The organism is Streptomyces sp. NPDC038707, assembly GCF_040636485.1.
In the GTDB taxonomy this organism is placed as follows: domain Bacteria; phylum Actinomycetota; class Actinomycetes; order Streptomycetales; family Streptomycetaceae; genus Streptomyces.
This window is the reverse complement of record NZ_JBEZUP010000008.1, coordinates 89,744-111,104: the sequence shown is the minus strand read 5'-3', so window position 1 is coordinate 111,104 and position 21,361 is coordinate 89,744. Positions and strand designations below refer to the sequence as shown.

Here is a 21,361-nt window from a genome sequence, read left to right as displayed (position 1 = left end):
AGCGATGTTCCGCCGTACGTTCTGGTTCTCCACCGGTGTCGCCGCCGGTGTGTGGGCCACCACCAAGGTCAACCGCAAGATCAGGCAGCTGACCCCGGAGAGCCTGGCCGCCACCGCGGCGAACAAGGCCCTGGAGACCGGCCAGCGCCTGAAGGACCGTGCGGTCGGCTTCGCGTCCGACGTCCGCGACAACATGGCCCGGCGGGAGGCCGAGCTGGAGGACGCCCTCGGCATCCACGAGGACCCCGAGCTCCCCGCGCCCCGGCGGTACACCGCCATCGAGAACCACCACAGCGACAACCGCAGCACACCGAAGTACATCGAAGCCCCGATGTACTCGTACAACCGGAATGAGGACCACTGATGGAGTCGGCCGAGATTCGCCGCCGCTGGCTGAGCTTCTTCGAGGAGCGCGGGCACACCGTCGTCCCTTCGGCGTCGCTCATCGCGGACGACCCGACTCTGCTCCTCGTCCCCGCCGGCATGGTGCCCTTCAAGCCCTACTTCCTGGGTGAGGTCAAGCCGCCGTTCCCGCGCGCCACCAGCGTGCAGAAGTGCGTGCGCACGCCCGACATCGAAGAGGTCGGCAAGACCACGCGGCACGGCACGTTCTTCCAGATGTGCGGCAACTTCTCCTTCGGCGACTACTTCAAGGAAGGCGCCATCAAGCTCGCCTGGGAGCTGCTCACCACGCCCCAGGACAAGGGCGGTTACGGTCTCGACCCCGAGCGCCTGTGGATCACCGTCTACAAGGACGACGACGAGGCGGAGCGGATCTGGCACGAGGTCGTCGGCGTGCCGAAGGAGCGCATCCAGCGCCTGGGCATGAAGGACAACTACTGGTCCATGGGCGTGCCCGGCCCGTGCGGCCCCTGCTCCGAGATCAACTACGACCGCGGCCCCGAGTTCGGCGCCGAGGGCGGCCCCGCCGTCAACGACGAGCGGTACGTGGAGATCTGGAACCTCGTCTTCATGCAGTACGAGCGGGGCGAGGGCATCGGCAAGGACAACTTCGAGATCCTCGGGGACCTGCCGAGCAAGAACATCGACACGGGCCTCGGCCTGGAGCGGCTCGCCATGATTCTGCAGGGCGTGCAGAACATGTACGAGATCGACACCTCCATGGCCGTCATCGAGAAGGCCACCGAGCTGACCGGCGTGCGCTACGGCGACGCCCACGACTCGGACGTGTCCCTGCGCGTGGTCACCGACCACATGCGCACCGCCACCATGCTCATCGGCGACGGTGTCACCCCGGGCAACGAGGGCCGCGGGTACGTCCTGCGCCGCATCATGCGCCGCGCCATCCGCAACATGCGGCTGCTCGGCGCCGCCGGTCCGGTCGTCAAGGACCTGATCGACACCGTGATCGGCATGATGGGGCAGCAGTACCCGGAGCTGATCACCGACCGCGAGCGCATCGAGAAGGTCGCCCTCGCCGAGGAGAACGCCTTCCTCAAGACGCTGAAGGCCGGCACCAACATCCTGGACACCGCCGTCACCGAGACCAAGGCCTCCGGCGGCACCGTCCTCTCCGGCGACAAGGCGTTCCTGCTCCACGACACCTGGGGCTTCCCGATCGACCTCACCCTGGAGATGGCCGCCGAGCAGGGCCTGTCCGTGGACGAGGACGGCTTCCGCCGCCTGATGAAGGAGCAGCGGGAGCGCGCCAAGGCCGACGCCCAGGCCAAGAAGACCGGCCACGCCGACCTGGGCGCCTACCGCGAGATCGCCGACAGCGCCGGCGCCACCGACTTCATCGGCTACACCGACACCGAGACCGAGTCCACGATCGTCGGCATCCTGGTCGACGGCGCCTCCTCCCCGGCCGCCACCGAGGGCGACGAGGTCGAGGTCGTCCTGGACCGCACCCCGTTCTACGCCGAGGGCGGCGGCCAGATCGGCGACACCGGCCGCATCAAGGTGGACTCCGGCGCCGTCATCGAGGTCCGCGACTGCCAGAAGCCGGTCCCGGGCGTGTACGTCCACAAGGGCGTCGTCCAGGTCGGCGAGGTGACCGTCGGCGCCAAGGCCCACGCCTCGATCGACGCCCGCCGCCGCAAGGCCATCGCCCGCGCCCACTCGGCCACCCACCTGACCCACCAGGCCCTGCGCGACGCCCTCGGCCCCACGGCCGCCCAGGCCGGTTCGGAGAACCAGCCCGGCCGCTTCCGCTTCGACTTCGGCTCCCCGTCCGCCGTCCCGACGGCCGTGATGACCGACGTCGAGCAGAAGATCAACGAGGTGCTCGCCCGCGACCTGGACGTGCACGCCGAGGTCATGGGCATCGACGAGGCCAAGAAGCAGGGCGCCATCGCCGAGTTCGGCGAGAAGTACGGCGAGCGGGTGCGCGTCGTGACCATCGGCGACTTCTCCAAGGAGCTGTGCGGCGGCACGCACGTGCACAACACCGCCCAGCTGGGCCTGGTGAAGCTGCTCGGCGAGTCCTCCATCGGCTCCGGTGTGCGCCGTATCGAGGCCCTGGTCGGCGTGGACGCCTACAACTTCCTGGCCCGGGAGCACACGGTCGTCAACCAGCTGACCGAGCTGCTCAAGGGGCGCCCGGACGAGCTGCCCGAGAAGGTCTCCGCCATGCTCGGCAAGCTGAAGGACGCCGAGAAGGAGATCGAGCGGTTCCGCGCCGAGAAGGTCCTCCAGGCCGCGGCCGGCCTCGCCGAGTCCGCCAAGGACGTCCGCGGCGTCGCCGTCGTCACCGGGCAGGTCCCGGACGGCACCACGCCCGACGACCTGCGCAAGCTGGTCCTGGACGTGCGCGGCCGGATCCAGGGCGGCCGGGCCGCCGTGGTGGCGCTGTTCACCGTCAACAACGGCAAGCCGCTGACGGTCATCGCCACCAACGACGCCGCCCGCGACCGCGGCCTCAAGGCCGGTGACCTGGTCCGCACGGCCGCCAAGACCCTCGGCGGCGGCGGTGGCGGCAAGCCGGACGTGGCCCAGGGCGGCGGTCAGAACCCGGCCGCCGTCGGCGAGGCCGTCGAGGCCGTCGAGCGGCTCGTCGCCGAGACCGCCAAGTAGGAACGGCTCAAGCAGATGCGCAGAGGACGTCGGCTCGCGATCGACGTCGGGGACGCCCGGATCGGGGTCGCCTCGTGCGACCCCGACGGGATCCTCGCCACCCCGGTGGAGACCGTCCCCGGCCGGGACGTCCCCGCCGCCCACCGCCGCCTTCGTCAACTGGTGGAGGAGTACGAACCGGTCGAGGTCGTCGTCGGCCTGCCTCGCTCCCTCAAGGGGGGCGAGGGCCCGGCCGCGGTCAAGGTCCGCGCCTTCGCCCAGGAACTGGCCAGGGGCATCAAGCCGGTGCCGGTGCGCCTGGTGGACGAGCGGATGACGACCGTGACGGCCGGCCAGGGACTGCGCGCCTCGGGCGTGAAGTCCAAGAAGGGCCGGGCGGTCATCGACCAGGCGGCGGCCGTCATCATCCTGCAGCAGGCCCTGGAATCCGAACGGGTGTCAGGCAAACCACCCGGTGAGGGCGTCGAAGTGGTCATGTGATCGCGATACGGTAACGTTCCGCGCGATGCGCCGGTGTTCGAACAGCCGGGGCACAGCAAGAGGCGGAACGGGATCCGGCCCCTGGGCCGCGTGACCGCAGGCCTCGCGGCTCTAGGGGATCGATGACTGAGTATGGCCGGGGCCAAGGCTCCGAACCGTGGAATCCGGAGGACCCGTTGTCCGGGGACGGCGGATGGGGCGGACAGCAGGCCCAGGAGGGCTCGCCGTCCCCCTACGGCGGCCAGCCGCAGCACCATCCGCAGGCGCCGCACTACGGCGACTGGAGCCGGCAGCACCCCGGACACCAGGGGCAGCAGCACCCGCACCACGACGGCGGGCCGTACGACCAGCAGCTCGTCGGCCACACCCAGCACCAGTTCCACCAGGGCGGCTGGGACGCGACCGGCACCCACGGCCAGGTGCCCTACGCCGCCGACCCCGGCGACCCCTACGGCCAGCAGCCCGTGGCCTACGGCGCGGAGCAGCCCGACCTCTACGGCACCGAGGACGCCTACCCGCCGCCGGAGCCGCCCGGCCGCAGGCGCCCCGAGCCCGCCCCGGAGCCGGGCGACGACGAGGAACACGCCCCGGCGGTGGCCGGCGGCGGCGCGGGCGACGACGGTGCGCACGAGCTCCAGACCCGGCGCGAGCGGCGCGGCAAGGGCCGGGGGCCGGCCAAGAGCAGGAAGCGGCGCACCGGCTGCGCCTGCATGGTGGTCGTCCTGGTGTTCGGCGGCGGCCTCGGCGGAGTCGGGTATTTCGGGTACCAGTTCTACCAAAATCGTTTCGGCGCGGCTCCGGACTACGCGGGCGAGGGCAGCGGCCAGGCGGTCACCGTCGAGATCCCCAAGGGCGCGGGCGGCTGGGAGATCGGCCGCCGCCTGAAGGAGGCCGGGGTGGTCAAGAGCGCCGAGGCGTTCGTCCACGCCCAGACCAACACCCCGGGCGCCGACGGCATCCAGGCCGGCGCCTACCTCCTGAAGAAGGAGATGTCCGCCGCCAGCGCCGTCCGGCTGATGCTGGACCCGCGCAGCCAGAACAACGTCATCGTCACCCCCGGCGAGCGCAACGCCGGCGTCTACGCGGCCATCGACAAGAAGCTGGAACTGTCCTCGGGCACCACCGAGAAGATCGCCGAGAAGCAGTACAGGACCCTCGGCCTGCCCGCCTGGGCGCGCAACAGCGGCAATGTCAAGGACCCGCTGGAGGGCTTCCTCTTCCCGGGCACCTATCCGGCCGCCAAGGGCATGAAGCCCGACGCCGTCCTGAAGCAGATGGTCACCCAGGCCAAGCAGAAGTACGCCGCCTACGGCCTCGACGACAAGGCCAAGGCGCTCGGGGTGGAGAACGCCTTCGAACTCGTCACGGTCGCGAGCCTGGTCCAGGCCGAGGGCAAGACGCACGACGACTTCCGCAAGATGGCCGAGGTCGTCTACAACCGCCTCAAGCCCACCAACACCGAGACGAACCGCAAGCTGCAGTTCGACTCGACGTACAACTACGCCAAGGGCACGAGCAACATCCACATCTCCGAGAAGGAGATCAACAGCGACCCGAGCCCGTACAACACGTACCGGTACCCGGGACTTCCGCCCGGCCCGATCGGCAACCCCGGCGAGGACGCGCTGAAGGCGACGCTGAACCCGACGCACGACGGCTGGGTCTACTTCGTGGCGACCGACGGTATGAGCAATACCGAATTCGCCAAGACATACGCGGAATTCCTAGAGCTCAGGGACAAGTTCAATGCCAACACGGGCAACTGACGGCCGTCGTGCCGCCGTGCTCGGTTCTCCGATCACCCACTCCCTCTCCCCAGTGCTGCACCGGGCCGCGTACGAGGCGGCCGGGCTCACCGGCTGGTCGTACGACAGCTTCGACGTCGACGAGGCCGCGCTGCCCGGCTTCCTCGGCCGGCTCGGGCCGGAGTGGGCCGGGCTGTCGCTGACCATGCCGCTGAAGCGGGCGGTCATGCCGCTGCTGGACGAGGTCAGCGACACCGCGGCCGCGGTCGACGCGGTCAACACGCTGGTCTTCACCGAGGACGGCCGCCGGATCGGGGACAACACCGATATCCCGGGCATGGTGGTCGCGCTGCGCGAGCACGGCATCGAGGAGGTCGGCTCGGCCGCCATCCTGGGCGCCGGCGCCACCGCCTCCTCCGCGCTCGCCGCGCTGGCCCGGATCTGCACCGGGGAGGTCGTCGCCTACGTCCGCAGCGAGGCCCGCGCCGTCGAGATGCGGCAGTGGGGCGAACGGCTCGGCGTGGAGGTGCGCACGGCGGACTGGGCCGACGCCGCCCGGGCGCTGAGCGCCCCCCTGGTGATCGCCACCACGCCCGCGGGGACCACCGACGCGCTCGCCGCCGCCGTGCCCGAACGCCCCGCCACCCTCTTCGACGTGCTCTACGACCCCTGGCCGACCCGGCTGGCCGCCCGCTGGTCCATGGGGGGCGGCGCCGTGGTCGGCGGCCTCGACCTGCTGGTCCACCAGGCCGTCCTCCAGTTCGAGCAGATGACCGGCCAGGTCCCGGGCCCGGTGCACGCCATGCGGGAGGCCGGGGAGAAGGCGCTCGCCGCCCGCTGACGCCTCCCCGCGTCCGCCTGCTGGACCGGCGGCCGTCGGGCCCCGCGGACGTGGGAGGATCGGAGGTGGCGTACCGGGATCGCGCACCCGGTGTCGTCGTCGCCGTGCGCCGACCGCGCACGCCGGGCAGTACCGGGCGCGAGCACTGAGGAGCACCGTTGAGCAGGCTGCGTTGGCTGACCGCGGGGGAGTCCCACGGTCCCGCACTTGTCGCGACGCTGGAGGGTCTTCCCGCCGGCGTGCCGATCACCACCGACATGGTGGCGGACCACCTGGCGCGGCGGCGGCTCGGCTATGGCCGTGGTGCGCGGATGAAGTTCGAGCGGGACGAGGTCACCTTCCTGGGCGGCGTCCGGCACGGCCTGACCCTGGGCTCCCCGGTGGCGGTCATGGTGGGCAACACCGAGTGGCCGAAGTGGGAGCAGGTCATGGCCGCCGACCCGGTCGACCCGGAGGTGCTGGCCGGGCTCGCCCGCAACGCGCCGCTGACCCGCCCCCGCCCGGGCCACGCCGACCTGGCGGGCATGCAGAAGTACGGCTTCGACGAGGCCCGCCCGATCCTGGAGCGCGCCTCGGCCCGGGAGACCGCCGCCCGCGTGGCGCTGGGCGCGGTGGCCCGCTCGTACCTGAAGGAGACGGCCGGGATCGAGATCGTCTCCCATGTCGTCGAGCTGGCCTCGGCGAAGGCGCCGTACGGGGTCCACCCGACTCCGGCGGATGTGGAGAAGCTGGACGCGGACCCGGTGCGCTGCCTGGACGCCGATGCCTCGAAGGCGATGGTCGCGGAGATCGACCAGGCCCACAAGGACGGCGACACCCTCGGCGGTGTGGTCGAGGTCCTGGCCTACGGCGTCCCGGTCGGGCTCGGCTCCCATGTGCACTGGGACCGCCGGCTCGACGCGCGGCTGGCCGCCGCCCTCATGGGCATCCAGGCGATCAAGGGCGTGGAGGTCGGCGACGGCTTCGACCTCGCCCGGGTGCCCGGCTCGAAGGCGCACGACGAGATCGTCACCACCGACGAGGGCGTCAAGCGGGTCACGGGCCGGTCCGGCGGCACCGAGGGCGGTCTGACCACGGGTGAGCTGCTGCGGGTGCGCGCGGCGATGAAGCCGATCGCGACCGTGCCCCGGGCGCTGCGGACGATCGACGTGGCCACCGGCGAGGCGGCACAGGCCCACCACCAGCGCTCCGACGTGTGCGCGGTGCCCGCCGCCGGAATCGTCGCCGAGGCCATGGTCGCCCTCGTCCTCGCGGACGCCGTGGCGGAGAAGTTCGGCGGCGACAGCGTCACGGAGACCCGCCGCAACGTCCGCTCCTACCTCGACGCCCTGGCGATCAGGTGAGCGCCGTGCCGGCGGTCGTCCTGGTCGGCCCGATGGGCGTGGGCAAGTCCACGGTGGGCCGGATGCTCGCCGAGCACCTCGGCGTGGGCTACCGGGACACCGACGACGACATCGTGGCCGCCCAGGGCCGCACCATCGCCGAGATCTTCGTGGACGAGGGCGAGCCCGCCTTCCGCGCCCTGGAGAAGGCGGCCGTGCGGGCGGCCCTCGCCGAGCACGACGGCGTCCTGGCACTGGGCGGCGGCGCCGTCCTCGACGAGGACACGCGGGCCCTGCTCGCCGGGCACCGGGTGGTCTACCTGTCGATGGAGGTCGAGGAGGCCGTCAAGCGCACCGGCCTGAACGTGGCCCGCCCGCTGCTCGCGGTCAACCCGCGCAAGCAGTGGCGGGAGCTGATGGAGGCGCGTCGGCACCTGTACGAACAGGTCGCGGCCGTGGTCGTGGCGACGGACGGCCGTACCCCCGAAGAGGTCACGCAGAGCGTGCTGGAGGCACTGGAGTTGAAGCAGCGATGAGCGAGGCAGTCACCCGGATCGAGATCGGGGCCACAGCGGGCACGGACGCCTACGAGGTGCTGGTGGGCCGGCAGCTGCTGGGAGAGCTGGCCGGACTGATCGGCGAGCGGGCCAAGCGGGTGGCGGTGATCCACCCGGAGGCGCTCGCCGAGACCGGCGAGGCGCTGCGGGCCGATCTGGCCGGGCAGGGCTACGAGGCCGTGGCGATCCAGGTGCCGAACGCGGAGGAGGCCAAGACCGCCGAGGTCGCCGCCTACTGCTGGAAGGCGCTGGGCCAGTCCGGCTTCACCCGCACGGACGTCATCGTCGGCGTCGGCGGCGGCGCCACCACGGACCTCGCCGGGTTCGTCGCGGCGACCTGGCTGCGCGGGGTGCGCTGGGTGGCGATCCCGACCACCGTCCTGGCCATGGTGGACGCGGCGGTCGGCGGCAAGACCGGGATCAACACCGCCGAGGGCAAGAACCTCGTCGGCGCCTTCCACCCGCCCGCCGGGGTGCTGTGCGACCTGGCCGCGCTGGACTCGCTGCCGGTGCACGACTACGTCTCCGGTCTGGCCGAGGTCATCAAGGCCGGGTTCATCGCCGACCCGGTGATCCTCGACCTGATCGAGGCCGATCCCGAGGCCGCCCGCACCCCGGCCGGCCCGCACACCGCGGAGCTGATCGAGCGGTCGATCCGGGTCAAGGCCGAGGTGGTCTCCGCGGACCTGAAGGAGTCCGGGCTGCGGGAGATTCTCAACTACGGCCACACCCTCGGCCACGCGATCGAGAAGAACGAGCGGTACAAGTGGCGGCACGGCGCCGCGGTCGCGGTCGGCATGCACTTCGCCGCCGAGCTGGGCCGCCTGGCGGGCCGGCTGGACGACGCCACCGCCGACCGCCACCGCACCGTCCTGGAGTCCGTCGGCCTGCCGCTGCACTACCGCTACGACCAGTGGCCCAAGCTGCTGGAGACGATGAAGGTCGACAAGAAGTCCCGCGGCGACCTGCTCCGCTTCATCGTCCTGGACGGGCTGGCCAGGCCCACCGTCCTGGAGGGCCCCGACCCGGCCGTCCTCCTCGCCGCGTACGGTGAGGTCGGGCAGTAGGTCCCGGACTGTTCCCTCCGTCCGGTTCCCGCCCCCCACCGGGCACTACGGGCCGCCCCCGGCCGTTTCACCGAACGACGGCCGGGGACGGTACCGTTCGGTAGGCAGTGGGGGCGTGCCCCCGCCGCCGGCAGCACAGTGCCTGTACGAGACGGAGTGGCAACGGATGCAGCACGCAGTGGGTTCTCCGCTGCCGCCGCCCCAGCAGCCGGGGCAGGGGGCGCACGCCGGCTGGGCGCCGGCCCCCCACCGGTCGGCTCCCCATCAGCCGGTCCCTGACCTGCCGGCCGCGCACCGGCCGGTCCCCGATGTGCCGGCCGCGCACTCCCCGGGCCCGCGCCCGGGAGCCTCCCGGCCGGCCGCCCCCGCCGTGCCCCCGCCGCCCCCGGGCTTCCCGGCTCCGCCGGTCCCGCAACAGCCACCGGCGCCCCACCGGCCCCCCGCCTCCCCGCAGCCCCCAGCGGCCCAGCAGCCCCCGGCCCCGCAGCAGCCTCCGGCGCCCTCCGGCCGGCCGCCCGCGCGGCACCCCGTGGCCCCCTCGGCGCCCGACGCCACCGGCCATGTGCCCCTGCCGCCCGGCGGCCCGGCCGGCACGCCGGCGGCACCACCCGCCGCGGCCCCGGTCCCGGACCCGGCGGCCACCACCCTGGCCGTCCTCCTCATCGGCCCGGCCGGCGCCGGCAAGACCAGCGTCGCCAAGTACTGGGCGGACCACCGGCGCGTCCCCACGGCCCACATCAGCCTGGACGACGTGCGCGAATGGGTACGCTCCGGCTTCGCCGACCCCCGGTCCGGCTGGAACGAGAACTCGGAGGCCCAGTACCGCCTGGCCCGCCGCACCTGCGGCTTCGCTGCCCGCAACTTCCTGGCCAACGGCATCTCCTGCATCCTGGACGACGCCGTCTTCCCGGACCGCCCCGTCGTGGGCCTCGGCGGCTGGAAGCGGCACGTCGGCCCCGGCCTGCTCCCGGTGGTCCTGCTGCCGGGCCTGGACATCGTCCTGGAGCGCAACGCGGAACGCACCGGCACCCGCCGCCTCAGCGACGAGGAGGTGGCCCGCATCCACGGCCGGATGGCCGGCTGGTACGGCTCGGGCCTCCCGATCATCGACAACTCCCAGCTGGACATCCCCGGCACGGCCCGGGTGCTGGACGAGGTGCTGGCGCGGGCGATCGCGAGCCCACCGGCCTGGTAGGCGGCCGCCCCGATCCCCACTCGGCCCCTCCCAATCGGCACATTCCGGGCAGAACTCCTACGCTCATCTCATGTCAGAGGTGTACGCGAACCGCCGGTCCCGGCTGAGGGACCACGTCAACGCGGCCGGCGTCGCGACAGCGCTCGTCACCCGCCCGGCCAACGTCCGCTACCTCGCCGCCGCGGCCCCGCAGGCTTCCGTCCTGCTGCTCGGCAGGAGCGAGGACCTCCTGGTGTGCGCCGGCCCGCCGGACGACCGCCCAGGTGACGGCAGGCCGGACGAGAACCTGCGCCTGCACGTCCTGCCGGCGAACGGCGGCGACACCGCCGTGGCCGCGGCCGGCCTCGCCCTGGCCCAGGGCGCCGACTCCCTGGCGGTCGAGGAGCACCACCTCACCGTGGCCCGCCACCGCGCCCTCGCCTCCGTCGCCCCCCGGCTCCGCCTGGCCGACCTCGGCGGGGCCGTCGAACAGCTCAGGGTGGTCAAGGACGAGGAGGAGATCTCCTGCCTGCGCATCGGCGCCGAGATCACCGACCAGGCCCTCGGCGAGCTGCTGGAGTCCATCCTGGTCGGCCGCACCGAACGGCACCTCGCGCTGGAGCTGGAGCGGCGCCTGGTCGACCACGGCGCCGACGGCCCCGCCTTCCCGACCTCCGTGGCCACCGGGCCGCACGCCGGCCGCCGCGGTCACCGTCCCACCGACCGGCGCGTGGAGGAGGGCGACTTCCTCTCCGTCTGCCTGGGGGCCACCTACCGCGGCTACCGCTGCGAGATCGGCCGCACCTTCGTCATCGGCACCTCGCCCGCCGACTGGCAGATCGAGCTGTACGACCTCGTCTTCGCCGCCCAGCGCGCCGGACGGGAGTTCCTCACGCCGGGAGCCGCCTGCCGCGACGTCGACCGCGCCGCGCGCCAGGTGCTGGACTCGGCCGGCTATGCGGAAGCCCTGCCACCGCTGACCGGGCACGGCGTCGGGCTCGAAATCGAGGAGGACCCGCAGTTGGCGCCCTCGGCCATGGGTAAACTGGACGCTTGCGTGCCGGTCACCGTCGAACCGGGGGTCCACCTCCCGGGCCGGGGCGGTGTCCGGATCGATGACACGCTCGTCGTGCGCCCCGAGGCGGACGGCGGACCCGAGCTACTCACCATCACGACCAAGGAGCTGCTCGCGCTGTAGCGCGTGACCCGGGGTCGTACGTCAGTCCAGGAGATTCCGCAACCGTGGCTTCCACGAACGACCTCAAGAACGGCCTGGTGCTCAAGCTCGAAGGCGGCCAGCTCTGGTCCGTCGTCGAGTTCCAGCACGTCAAGCCCGGCAAGGGCCCGGCCTTCGTGCGCACCAAGCTCAAGAACGTGCTCTCCGGCAAGGTCGTCGACAAGACCTTCAACGCCGGCGTCAAGGTCGAGACGGCCACTGTCGACAAGCGCGACATGCAGTTCTCGTACATGGACGGCGACTACTTCGTCTTCATGGACCTGGAGACCTACGACCAGCTGATGATCGACCGCAAGGTCGTCGGCGACGCCGCCAACTTCCTCATCGAGGGCTTCGAGGCCACCGTCGCCCAGCACGAGGGCGAGGTGCTCTTCGTCGAGCTGCCGGCCGCCGTCGAGCTGACCGTCCAGGAGACCGAGCCGGGCGTCCAGGGCGACCGCTCCACCGGTGGCACCAAGCCCGCCACCCTGGAGACCGGCCACCAGATCCAGGTCCCGCTCTTCATCACCACCGGCGAGAAGATCAAGGTCGACACCCGCACCAGCGACTACCTCGGCCGGGTGAACAGCTAACCGTGGCTGCCCGCAACACGGCCCGCAAGCGCGCCTTCCAGATCCTCTTCGAGGGCGACCAGCGCGGCGCCGACGTCCTGACGGTCCTCGCGGACTGGATCCGGCACTCCCGGTCCGACACCCGGCAGCCCCCGGTCAGCGAGTACACGATGCAGCTGGTCGAGGGCTACGCGGAGCACACGCGGCGGATCGACGAGCTGATCTCCCAGTACGCGGTGGGATGGACGCTCGACCGGATGCCGGTCGTGGACCGCAACATCCTGCGGCTGGGCGCGTACGAGCTGATCTGGGTCGACGAGACCCCGGACGCCGTCGTCCTGGACGAGATGGTGCAGCTGGCGAAGGAGTTCTCCACCGACGAGTCGCCCGCGTTCGTCAACGGCCTGCTGGGCCGGCTGAAGGAACTCAAGCCGTCCCTGCGCCGGGACGAGGCGTAGCACCCGGTACGACACGCGGAAGGGCCCGTGGCACGGTGGTGCCACGGGCCCTTCCGCATGGGCGCCGGCAGGCGTGCGAAAAGCCGTCCCGGCGCGGAAAAGCCGTCGGGGTGGCCGGAACCGTACAGTTCCGGCCACCCCGACGGCACGTTTCTGCTTGGGTGGGGCCGCTGGTCAGGCCTCTTCGTGCGTGGCCACCGCGCGGCGCGCGTCCGCGTCCAGGACGCCCCAGCTGATCAGCTGTTCGGTGAGGACCGAGGGCGACTGGTCGTAGATGACGGCGAGTGTGCGCAGATCGTCCTGGCGGATGGAGAGCACCTTGCCGTTGTAGTCACCGCGCTGGGACTGGATCGTCGCCGCGTAGCGCTGCAGGGGGCCCGCCTTCTCGGCCGGCACGGTGGCCAGCCGCTCCAGGTCCAGGACCAGCTTCGGCGGCGGCTCGGCGGCGCCGCCCGGCGTGGTGCCCGGCAGGAGCTCCTGCACCGGGACGCCATAGAAATCGGCCAGCTCGGCGAGGCGCTGCACGGTCACGGCACGGTCGCCGCGCTCGTACGAACCCACCACCACGGCCTTCCAGCGACCCTGGGACTTCTCCTCGACACCGTGGAGGGAAAGGCCCTGCTGGGTGCGGATGGCCCGGAGCTTGGCCCCGAGCTGTTTGGCGTATTCGCTGGACATATAGCTCCCCGGACACTGTGTCGACGCGACCGGACTGTCTTCCCGCCGCGCGGCTGGTAACTCACTGTGAGGTTACGCAGCGTGACTCTCCTGCGTCAAGCCGAATGGTCCACACCGACTCTTCCGTGGCAGCGGCCACCCGTTGGGCCAACCGGGTGACAAGAGGCCGCCCGGCGACCTGCTAGGGTGGATGGCGCAATTCCGACGTCCTTTAAGGTCCGTCCCGTGAGGCGGAGAAGGAGGTCCGTTTCGTATGGACACGCACGACACATCCGTGCATCCGCAAGCGTCCGATGCGCGGCCCGTGCTCGAAGGCCCCGACATCGCGCGGGTGCTGACCCGTATCGCCCACGAGATCGTCGAACGCGCCAAGGGCGCCGACGACGTGGTGCTCCTCGGCATTCCGACCCGGGGCGTCTTCCTCGCCCGGCGGCTCGCCGCCAAGCTGGCGCAGATCACCGACCGCGCGATCCCGGTCGGCTCCCTCGACATCACCATGTACCGCGACGACCTGCGCATGCACCCGCCGCGTGCGCTGGCCCGCACCGAGATCCCCGGTGACGGCATCGACGGCAAGCTGGTCGTCCTCGTCGACGACGTGCTCTTCTCCGGCCGCACCATCCGTGCCGCCCTGGACGCCCTGAACGACATCGGGCGCCCGCGCGCGGTGCAGCTCGCCGTCCTGGTCGACCGCGGCCACCGCGAACTGCCGATCCGCGCCGACTACGTCGGCAAGAACCTCCCCACGTCGCTGCGGGAGACGGTCAAGGTCCAGCTCGCCGAGGAGGACGGTCGCGACACCGTGCTGCTCGGTGCGAAGCCGGCCGCTCAGTAGCACGACAGGCGCACGGCCGCCCCGGCGTGCCCCCGCACGCGCCTGCCTGCCCGAAATCTCCCGAATGAACTGCCCTACGGAGCCTGTCAGATGCAGCGCCATCTCATCTCGGCCGCCGACCTCACCCGCGACGACGCCGTCCTGATCCTCGACACCGCCGAGGAGATGGCCCGGGTCGCCGACCGGCCGATCAAGAAGCTGCCGACCCTGCGCGGCCGGACCGTCGTCAACCTCTTCTTCGAGGACTCCACGCGGACCCGCATCTCCTTCGAGGCCGCCGAGAAACGGCTGTCCGCGGACGTCATCAACTTCTCCGCCAAGGGCTCGTCGGTGTCCAAGGGCGAGTCCCTGAAGGACACCGCGCAGACCCTGGAGGCCATGGGCGTCGACGCCGTGGTCATCCGGCACGGCGCCTCCGGGGCCCCGTACCGGCTCGCCAACTCCGGCTGGATCGACGCGGCCGTCATCAACGCCGGCGACGGCACCCACCAGCACCCCACCCAGGCCCTGCTGGACGCCTTCACCCTGCGCCGCCGGCTGACCGGCCGCGACGCCGGGCTCGGCCAGGACCTGTCCGGCAAGCGGATCACCATCGTCGGCGACGTCCTGCACAGCCGGGTCGCCCGCTCCAACGTCGACCTGCTGCACACCCTCGGCGCCGAGGTCACCCTGGTCGCCCCGCCCACCCTGGTGCCGGTCGGCGTCGAGTCCTGGCCGTGCGCGGTCTCCTACGACCTGGACAGCACGCTGCCCAAGTGCGACGCCGTGATGATGCTCCGCGTCCAGCGCGAGCGCATGAACGCGGCCTTCTTCCCGACCGAGCGCGAGTACTCCCGGCGCTACGGCCTCGACGGCGAGCGCATGGCCAAGCTGCCCGAGCACGCCATCGTGATGCACCCCGGCCCGATGGTCCGCGGCATGGAGATCACCGCCGAGGTCGCCGACTCCGGCCGCTGCACCGCCGTCGAACAGGTCGCCAACGGCGTCTCCATCCGGATGGCCGTCCTGTACCTGCTGCTCGGTGGCAACGAGCCCGCCGTCACCCACTCTCGTACCGAGGAGAAGTAAGACCATGAGCAAGATCCTGATCCGTGGTGCGAAGGTGCTCGGCGGCGAGCCGCAGGACGTGCTGATCGACGGCGGGACCATCGCCGAGGTGGGCACCGGCCTCGCCGCCGAGGGCGCCGAGGTGGTCGAGGCCGGCGGCAAGGTGCTGCTGCCGGGCCTGGTCGACCTGCACACCCACCTGCGCGAGCCGGGCCGCGAGGACTCCGAGACCGTGCTCACCGGCACCCGTGCCGCGGCGAGCGGCGGCTACACGGCCGTGTTCGCCATGGCCAACACCTTCCCGGTCGCCGACACCGCCGGCGTCGTCGAGCAGGTCTGGCGGCTCGGCCAGGAGCACGGCTACTGCGACGTCCAGCCCATCGGCGCCGTCACCGTCGGCCTGGAGGGCAGGAAGCTCGCCGAGCTCGGCGCCATGCACGAGTCCGCCGCCGGGGTCACCGTCTTCTCCGACGACGGCAAGTGCGTGGACGACGCGGTGATCATGCGCCGCGCCCTGGAGTACGTGAAGGCCTTCGACGGCGTCGTCGCCCAGCACGCCCAGGAGCCGCGGCTGACCGAGGGCGCCCAGATGAACGAGGGCGTCGTCTCCGCCGAGCTGGGCCTCGGCGGCTGGCCCGCCGTCGCCGAGGAGTCGATCATCGCCCGGGACGTGCTGCTCGCCGAGCACGTCGGCTCCCGCGTCCACATCTGCCACCTGTCGACCGCGGGCAGCGTCGAGATCGTCCGCTGGGCCAAGTCCCGCGGCATCCGGGTCACCGCCGAGGTCACCCCGCACCACCTGCTGCTCACCGACGAGCTGGTGCGCACCTACAACCCCGTCTACAAGGTCAACCCGCCGCTGCGCACCGAGCGCGACGTGCTGGCCCTGCGCGAGGCGCTCGCCGACGGCACGATCGACATCGTCGCCACCGACCACGCCCCGCACCCGCACGAGGACAAGGACTGCGAGTGGGCCGCCGCCGCCATGGGCATGGTCGGCCTGGAGACCGCGTTGTCAGTGGTCCAGGAGACCATGGTCGACACGGGCCTGCTGGACTGGGCCGGCGTCGCCGACCGCATGTCCTTCAGGCCCGCGCAGATCGGACAGGCCACCGGCCACGGCCGCCCCGTCTCGGCTGGTGAGCCCGCCAACCTCACCCTCCTCGACACGGCATACCGTGGCCCGGTGGACCCCGCGGGCTTCGCCTCACGCAGCCGCAACACCCCCTACGAGGGCCGTGAGCTGCCGGGCCGTGTGACGCACACGTGGCTGCGGGGCAAGGCCACGCTCGTCGACGGGAAGCTCACGTGACACCTGTAATCCTGCTGGCCGAGGCCAAGAAGTCGGCCGAGGTCACCGACTGGGGAGCCCGGATCGGCTGGCTCGTCGGACTGGCCCTGTTCATCGCGCTGGTCTACTGGCTGATGCGCGAGGGCTGGAAGTGGCGCGGCACCCTCCAGGCGGGCCTGCCGCCGCTGCCCGCCGCGCCCGAGGAGACCGGCCCGGTCACCCTGAGCATGAGCGGCCGTTACCACGGCTCCACCACCGCCGGACAGTGGCTGGACCGCATCGTGGCCCACGGCCTGGGCACCCGCAGCCGGGCCGAGCTGACCCTGACCGACGCGGGCCTGGAGGTCGAGCGCCCCGGCGCCGCCGACTTCTTCGTCCCCCGGGCCGCCCTGCGGGGCGCCCGGCTGGACAAGGGCATCGCCGGCAAGGTCCTCACCGAGGGCGGACTGCTGGTGGTGACCTGGCAGCACGGCGACAAGCTGATCGACTCCGGCTTCCGCTCGGACCGCTCGGCCGAGCACGCCGAATGGGCCGACACCCTGAACAAGATGACCAACGACACGGAAGGCGCACGATGACGACCTCCACCAGGGGAACCGCGAAGGTTCCCGCCGTACTCGTCCTGGAGGACGGCCGCACCTTCCGCGGCCGCGCCTACGGGGCCGTGGGGGAGACCTTCGGCGAGGCCGTGTTCTCCACCGGCATGACCGGCTACCAGGAGACCCTCACCGACCCCTCCTACGACCGACAGATCGTCGTCGCGACCGCCCCGCAGATCGGCAACACCGGGTGGAACGACGAGGACGACGAGTCGGGCCGCATCTGGGTCTCCGGCTACGTCGTGCGCGACCCCGCGCGCGTGCCGTCCAACTGGCGGGCCAAGCGCTCCCTGGACGACGAGCTGGAGCGCCAGGGCGTGGTCGGCATCTCCGGCATCGACACCCGCGCCCTCACCCGCCACCTGCGCGAGCGCGGCTCGATGCGGGCCGGCATCTTCTCGGGCGAGGCGCTCGCCCCCGAGGCGGAGCTGGTGGCGCGCGTGCAGGCCCAGCCGCACATGAAGGGCGCGAGCCTCTACGAGGAGGTCGCGACCAAGGAGGCGTACGTCGTCCCGGCCGTCGGTGAGAAGCGCTTCACCGTCGCCGCGATCGACCTCGGCATCAAGGGCATGACCCCGCAGCGCATGGCGGAGCGCGGCATCGAGGTGCACGTCCTGCCCGCCACCGCCACCGCCGACGACGTCTACGCCGTCGGCCCGGACGGCGTGTTCTTCTCCAACGGCCCCGGCGACCCGGCGACCGCCGACGGCCCGGTCGCGCTGATGACCGCCGTCCTGGAGCGCCGGACGCCCCTGTTCGGCATCTGCTTCGGCAACCAGATCCTCGGCCGCGCCCTCGGCTTCGGCACCTACAAGCTGAAGTACGGCCACCGCGGCATCAACCAGCCGGTCCAGGACCGTACGACCGGCAAGGTCGAGGTCACCGCGCACAACCACGGCTTCGCCGTGGACGCGCCGCTCGACAAGGTCAGCGAGACGAAGTTCGGCCGCGCCGAGGTCTCGCACGTCTGCCTGAACGACAACGTCGTGGAGGGGCTCCAGCTGCTCGACCAGCCCGCCTTCTCCGTCCAGTACCACCCCGAAGCGGCGGCCGGTCCGCACGACGCCGCCTACCTGTTCGACCGCTTCGTTTCCCTGATGGAGGGCCAGCGTGCCTAAGCGCACCGATATCCAGTCCGTCCTGGTCATCGGCTCCGGCCCGATCGTCATCGGCCAGGCCGCCGAGTTCGACTACTCCGGCACCCAGGCGTGCCGCGTGCTCAAGGCCGAGGGCCTGCGCGTGATCCTCGTCAACTCCAACCCGGCGACGATCATGACCGACCCGGAGATCGCGGACGCCACCTACGTCGAGCCGATCACCCCGGAGTTCGTCGAGAAGATCATCGCCAAGGAGCGCCCGGACGCCCTGCTGCCCACCCTGGGCGGCCAGACGGCCCTGAACACCGCGATCTCCCTGCACGAGAACGGCGTCCTCGCCAAGTACGGCGTGGAGCTGATCGGTGCCAAGCCCGAGGCGATCCACAAGGGCGAGGACCGCGACCAGTTCAAGATGGTCGTGGAGGAGGTCCGCAAGAAGATCGGGTACGGCGAGTCCGCCCGCTCGGTCATCTGCCACACCATGGACGACGTCCTCGAGGGCGTCGAGACCCTCGGCGGCTACCCGGTGGTGGTCCGCCCCTCCTTCACCATGGGCGGCGCCGGCTCCGGCTTCGCGCACGACGAGGAGGAGCTGCGCCGCATCGCCGGCCAGGGCCTCACGCTCTCCCCGACCACCGAGGTGCTCCTGGAGGAGTCCATCCTCGGCTGGAAGGAGTACGAGCTGGAGCTGATGCGCGACAAGAACGACAACGTCGTGGTCGTCTGCTCCATCGAGAACTTCGACCCCATGGGCGTGCACACCGGTGACTCCATCACCGTGGCGCCCTCGATGACGCTGACCGACCGCGAGTACCAGGTCCTGCGGGACATCGGCATCGCCGTCATCCGCGAGGTCGGCGTCGACACGGGTGGCTGCAACATCCAGTTCGCGGTCAACCCCGAGGACGGCCGCGTGATCGTCATCGAGATGAACCCGCGCGTGTCGCGCTCCTCGGCGCTCGCCTCCAAGGCCACCGGCTTCCCGATCGCCAAGATCGCCGCCAAGCTGGCCGTCGGCTACACGCTGGACGAGATCCCCAACGACATCACCCAGGAGACCCCGGCCTCCTTCGAGCCGACCCTGGACTACGTGGTCGTCAAGGCCCCCCGGTTCGCCTTCGAGAAGTTCCCGCAGGCCGACTCCACGCTGACCACCACCATGAAGTCGGTCGGCGAGGCCATGGCCATCGGCCGCAACTTCCCCGAGGCCTTCCAGAAGGCGCTGCGCTCCCTGGAGAAGAAGGGCAGCCAGTTCACCTTCGTCGGCGACCCCGGCGACAAGGACACCCTGCTGCGCGAGGCCGTACGGCCCACCGACGGCCGGATCAACACCGTCATGCAGGCCATCCGCGCCGGCGCCACGCCCGAGGAGGTCTTCGAGTACACGAAGATCGACCCGTGGTTCGTGGACCAGCTGTTCCTCATCAAGGAGATCGCGGACGAGCTGGCCGGGGCCCCCGAGCTGACCGGCGACCTGCTCGCCGAGGCCAAGCGGCACGGCTTCTCCGACCAGCAGATCGGCGAGATCCGCGGCCTGCGCGAGGACGTCGTCCGCGAGGTCCGGCACGCCCTCGGCATCCGTCCGGTCTACAAGACGGTCGACACCTGCGCCGCCGAGTTCGCCGCGAGGACGCCGTACTTCTACTCCTCCTACGACGAGGAGAGCGAGGTCGCCTCGCGCGAGAAGCCGGCCGTCATCATCCTCGGCTCCGGCCCGAACCGCATCGGCCAGGGCATCGAGTTCGACTACTCCTGCGTCCACGCCTCCTTCGCGCTGGCCGACGCCGGGTACGAGACCGTGATGGTCAACTGCAACCCGGAGACCGTCTCCACGGACTACGACACCTCCGACCGCCTGTACTTCGAGCCGCTGACGCTGGAAGACGTGCTGGAGATCGTCCACGCGGAGCAGCAGGCCGGCCCGGTGGCGGGCGTCGTCGTCCAGCTGGGCGGCCAGACCCCGCTGGGTCTGTCGCAGGCCCTCAAGGACAACGGCGTGCCGATCGTGGGCACCTCCCCGGAGGCCATCCACGCCGCCGAGGACCGCGGTGCCTTCGGCCGGGTCCTCGCCGAGGCGGGCCTGCCGGCCCCCAAGCACGGCACGGCCACCACCTTCGCGGAGGCCAAGGCCATCGCCGACGAGATCGGCTACCCGGTCCTGGTCCGGCCGTCGTACGTGCTCGGCGGACGCGGCATGGAGATCGTCTACGACGAGACCCGCCTCGCCTCCTACATCGCCGAGTCGACCGAGATCAGCCCGTCCCGGCCGGTCCTCGTCGACCGCTTCCTGGACGACGCCATCGAGATCGACGTCGACGCGCTCTACGACGGCGAGGAGCTGTACCTCGGCGGTGTGATGGAGCACATCGAGGAGGCCGGCATCCACTCCGGCGACTCGGCGTGCGCCCTGCCCCCGATCACCCTCGGCGGCTTCGACATCAAGCGGCTGCGCGCCTCCACCGAGGCCATCGCCAAGGGCGTCGGCGTGCGCGGCCTGATCAACATCCAGTTCGCGATGGCCGGCGACATCCTCTACGTCCTGGAGGCCAACCCGCGCGCCTCGCGCACGGTGCCCTTCACCTCCAAGGCGACCGCGGTCCCGCTCGCCAAGGCCGCGGCCCGGATCTCGCTGGGCGCCACCATCGCCGAGCTGCGCGCCGAGGGCCTGCTGCCCAAGCACGGCGACGGCGGCGAGCTGCCGCTGGACGCGCCGATCTCCGTCAAGGAGGCCGTCATGCCGTGGTCGCGGTTCCGCGACATCCAGGGCCGGGGCGTGGACACCGTGCTCGGCCCGGAGATGCGCTCCACGGGCGAGGTCATGGGCATCGACTCCGTCTTCGGCACGGCGTACGCCAAGTCGCAGGCGGGCGCGTACGGCCCGCTGCCCACCAAGGGCCGCGCGTTCATCTCGGTCGCCAACCGCGACAAGCGCTCGATGATCTTCCCGGCGCGCGAGCTGGTCGCCCACGGCTTCGAGCTGCTCGCCACCTCCGGCACCGCCGAGGTCCTCAAGCGCAACGGCATCAACGCCACGGTCGTGCGCAAGCAGTCCGAGGGCACCGGCCCGAACGGCGAGCGGACCATCGTCCAGCTCATCCACGACGGCGAGGTCGACCTCATCGTCAACACCCCGTACGGCACCGGTGGCCGCCTCGACGGCTACGACATCCGCACGGCCGCGGTGGCCCGCTCCGTGCCGTGCCTGACGACCGTCCAGGCGCTCGCGGCGGCCGTCCAGGGCATCGACGCCCTCAACCACGGAGGCGTGGGCGTGCGTTCCCTCCAGGAACACGCGGAACACCTGACCGCCGCCCGCGACTAGCAGCCCCGAGGGGGACACCGGAAA

At 71.7% G+C, this 21,361-nt stretch carries 19 protein-coding genes; 18 read left to right on the top strand and 1 reads right to left on the bottom strand.

The genetic code is table 11. The features are described 5' to 3' along the window. Nucleotides 1-4: 4 nt before the first annotated feature. From AB0E62_RS13650 to nusB, 12 genes are all read left to right on the top strand, one after another. A complete protein-coding gene (locus AB0E62_RS13650; protein ID WP_362191969.1) occupies nt 5-364 on the top strand; it encodes a hypothetical protein in 360 nt (119 codons plus the stop codon). Next, nucleotides 364-3,036, top strand: a complete 2,673-nt coding sequence (alaS, locus tag AB0E62_RS13645; protein WP_362191967.1) for an alanine--tRNA ligase — start codon at nt 364-366, stop codon at nt 3,034-3,036. Before AB0E62_RS13650 ends, alaS begins: the two co-directional genes overlap by 1 nt. Nucleotides 3,037-3,051: 15 nt before the next feature. Next, a complete protein-coding gene (gene ruvX, locus AB0E62_RS13640; protein WP_362191965.1) occupies nt 3,052-3,516 on the top strand; it encodes a Holliday junction resolvase RuvX in 465 nt (154 codons plus the stop codon). 122 nt (nt 3,517-3,638) lie between these two features. Next, nucleotides 3,639-5,282 carry an endolytic transglycosylase MltG gene (gene mltG, locus AB0E62_RS13635; RefSeq protein WP_362191963.1) on the top strand — a complete coding sequence of 548 codons (1,644 nt, stop codon included), beginning with the start codon at nt 3,639-3,641 and terminating at the stop codon, nt 5,280-5,282. Beyond that, nucleotides 5,263-6,102 carry a shikimate dehydrogenase gene (locus AB0E62_RS13630; RefSeq protein ID WP_362191961.1) on the top strand — a complete coding sequence of 280 codons (840 nt, stop codon included), beginning with the start codon at nt 5,263-5,265 and terminating at the stop codon, nt 6,100-6,102. The genes mltG and AB0E62_RS13630 overlap by 20 nt, the downstream gene beginning before the upstream one ends. 158 nt (nt 6,103-6,260) lie before the next feature. Beyond that, entirely contained in the window at nt 6,261-7,445 is a 1,185-nt protein-coding gene (gene aroC, locus AB0E62_RS13625; protein ID WP_362191959.1) for a chorismate synthase, read from the top strand. Further along, a complete protein-coding gene (locus AB0E62_RS13620; protein ID WP_362191957.1) occupies nt 7,442-7,960 on the top strand; it encodes a shikimate kinase in 519 nt (172 codons plus the stop codon). Before aroC ends, AB0E62_RS13620 begins: the two co-directional genes overlap by 4 nt. Beyond that, entirely contained in the window at nt 7,957-9,048 is a 1,092-nt protein-coding gene (gene aroB / locus AB0E62_RS13615; RefSeq protein WP_362191955.1) for a 3-dehydroquinate synthase, read from the top strand. Before AB0E62_RS13620 ends, aroB begins: the two co-directional genes overlap by 4 nt. 166 nt (nt 9,049-9,214) lie before the next feature. Further along, a complete protein-coding gene (locus tag AB0E62_RS13610) occupies nt 9,215-10,243 on the top strand; it encodes an AAA family ATPase (protein WP_362191953.1) in 1,029 nt (342 codons plus the stop codon). A 70-nt stretch (nt 10,244-10,313) separates the two neighbouring features. After that, nucleotides 10,314-11,420, top strand: coding sequence for an aminopeptidase P family protein (locus AB0E62_RS13605; protein WP_362191952.1), 1,107 nt, complete (start codon nt 10,314-10,316; stop codon nt 11,418-11,420). 44 nt (nt 11,421-11,464) lie between these two features. Further along, on the top strand, nt 11,465-12,031 hold the full coding sequence (gene efp, locus AB0E62_RS13600) for an elongation factor P (protein WP_362191950.1): 567 nt from the start codon (nt 11,465-11,467) through the stop codon (nt 12,029-12,031). A 2-nt stretch (nt 12,032-12,033) separates the two neighbouring features. Further along, nucleotides 12,034-12,468, top strand: a complete 435-nt coding sequence (nusB, locus tag AB0E62_RS13595) for a transcription antitermination factor NusB (RefSeq protein WP_362191948.1) — start codon at nt 12,034-12,036, stop codon at nt 12,466-12,468. A gap of 174 nt (nt 12,469-12,642) precedes the next feature. Here the strand turns inward: nusB and bldD are convergent, their stop codons facing one another. Continuing rightward, entirely contained in the window at nt 12,643-13,146 is a 504-nt protein-coding gene (bldD, locus tag AB0E62_RS13590) for a transcriptional regulator BldD (protein ID WP_014671524.1), read from the bottom strand. Nucleotides 13,147-13,399: 253 nt separating this feature from the next. On the opposite strand from bldD, the gene pyrR reads away from it, so the two are divergent. The 6 genes from pyrR to carB all read left to right on the top strand — a co-directional run bounded on the left by pyrR (nt 13,400) and on the right by carB (nt 21,337). Further along, on the top strand, nt 13,400-13,981 hold the full coding sequence (gene pyrR / locus AB0E62_RS13585; RefSeq protein ID WP_362191946.1) for a bifunctional pyr operon transcriptional regulator/uracil phosphoribosyltransferase PyrR: 582 nt from the start codon (nt 13,400-13,402) through the stop codon (nt 13,979-13,981). Between the two features lie 90 nt (nt 13,982-14,071). After that, the gene (locus tag AB0E62_RS13580) at nt 14,072-15,049 is read left to right on the top strand and encodes an aspartate carbamoyltransferase catalytic subunit (protein ID WP_362191944.1); all 978 of its coding nucleotides are present in this window, start codon (nt 14,072-14,074) and stop codon (nt 15,047-15,049) included. A gap of 4 nt (nt 15,050-15,053) precedes the next feature. After that, entirely contained in the window at nt 15,054-16,340 is a 1,287-nt protein-coding gene (locus AB0E62_RS13575; protein ID WP_362191942.1) for a dihydroorotase, read from the top strand. Beyond that, on the top strand, nt 16,337-16,897 hold the full coding sequence (locus AB0E62_RS13570; protein ID WP_362191940.1) for a hypothetical protein: 561 nt from the start codon (nt 16,337-16,339) through the stop codon (nt 16,895-16,897). Before AB0E62_RS13575 ends, AB0E62_RS13570 begins: the two co-directional genes overlap by 4 nt. After that, complete coding sequence (carA, locus tag AB0E62_RS13565; RefSeq protein WP_362191938.1) at nt 16,894-18,036, top strand: glutamine-hydrolyzing carbamoyl-phosphate synthase small subunit; 1,143 nt, start codon at nt 16,894-16,896, stop codon at nt 18,034-18,036. The genes AB0E62_RS13570 and carA overlap by 4 nt, the downstream gene beginning before the upstream one ends. Then, entirely contained in the window at nt 18,029-21,337 is a 3,309-nt protein-coding gene (carB, locus tag AB0E62_RS13560) for a carbamoyl-phosphate synthase large subunit (RefSeq protein WP_362191936.1), read from the top strand. Before carA ends, carB begins: the two co-directional genes overlap by 8 nt. Nucleotides 21,338-21,361: the final 24 nt, after the last annotated feature.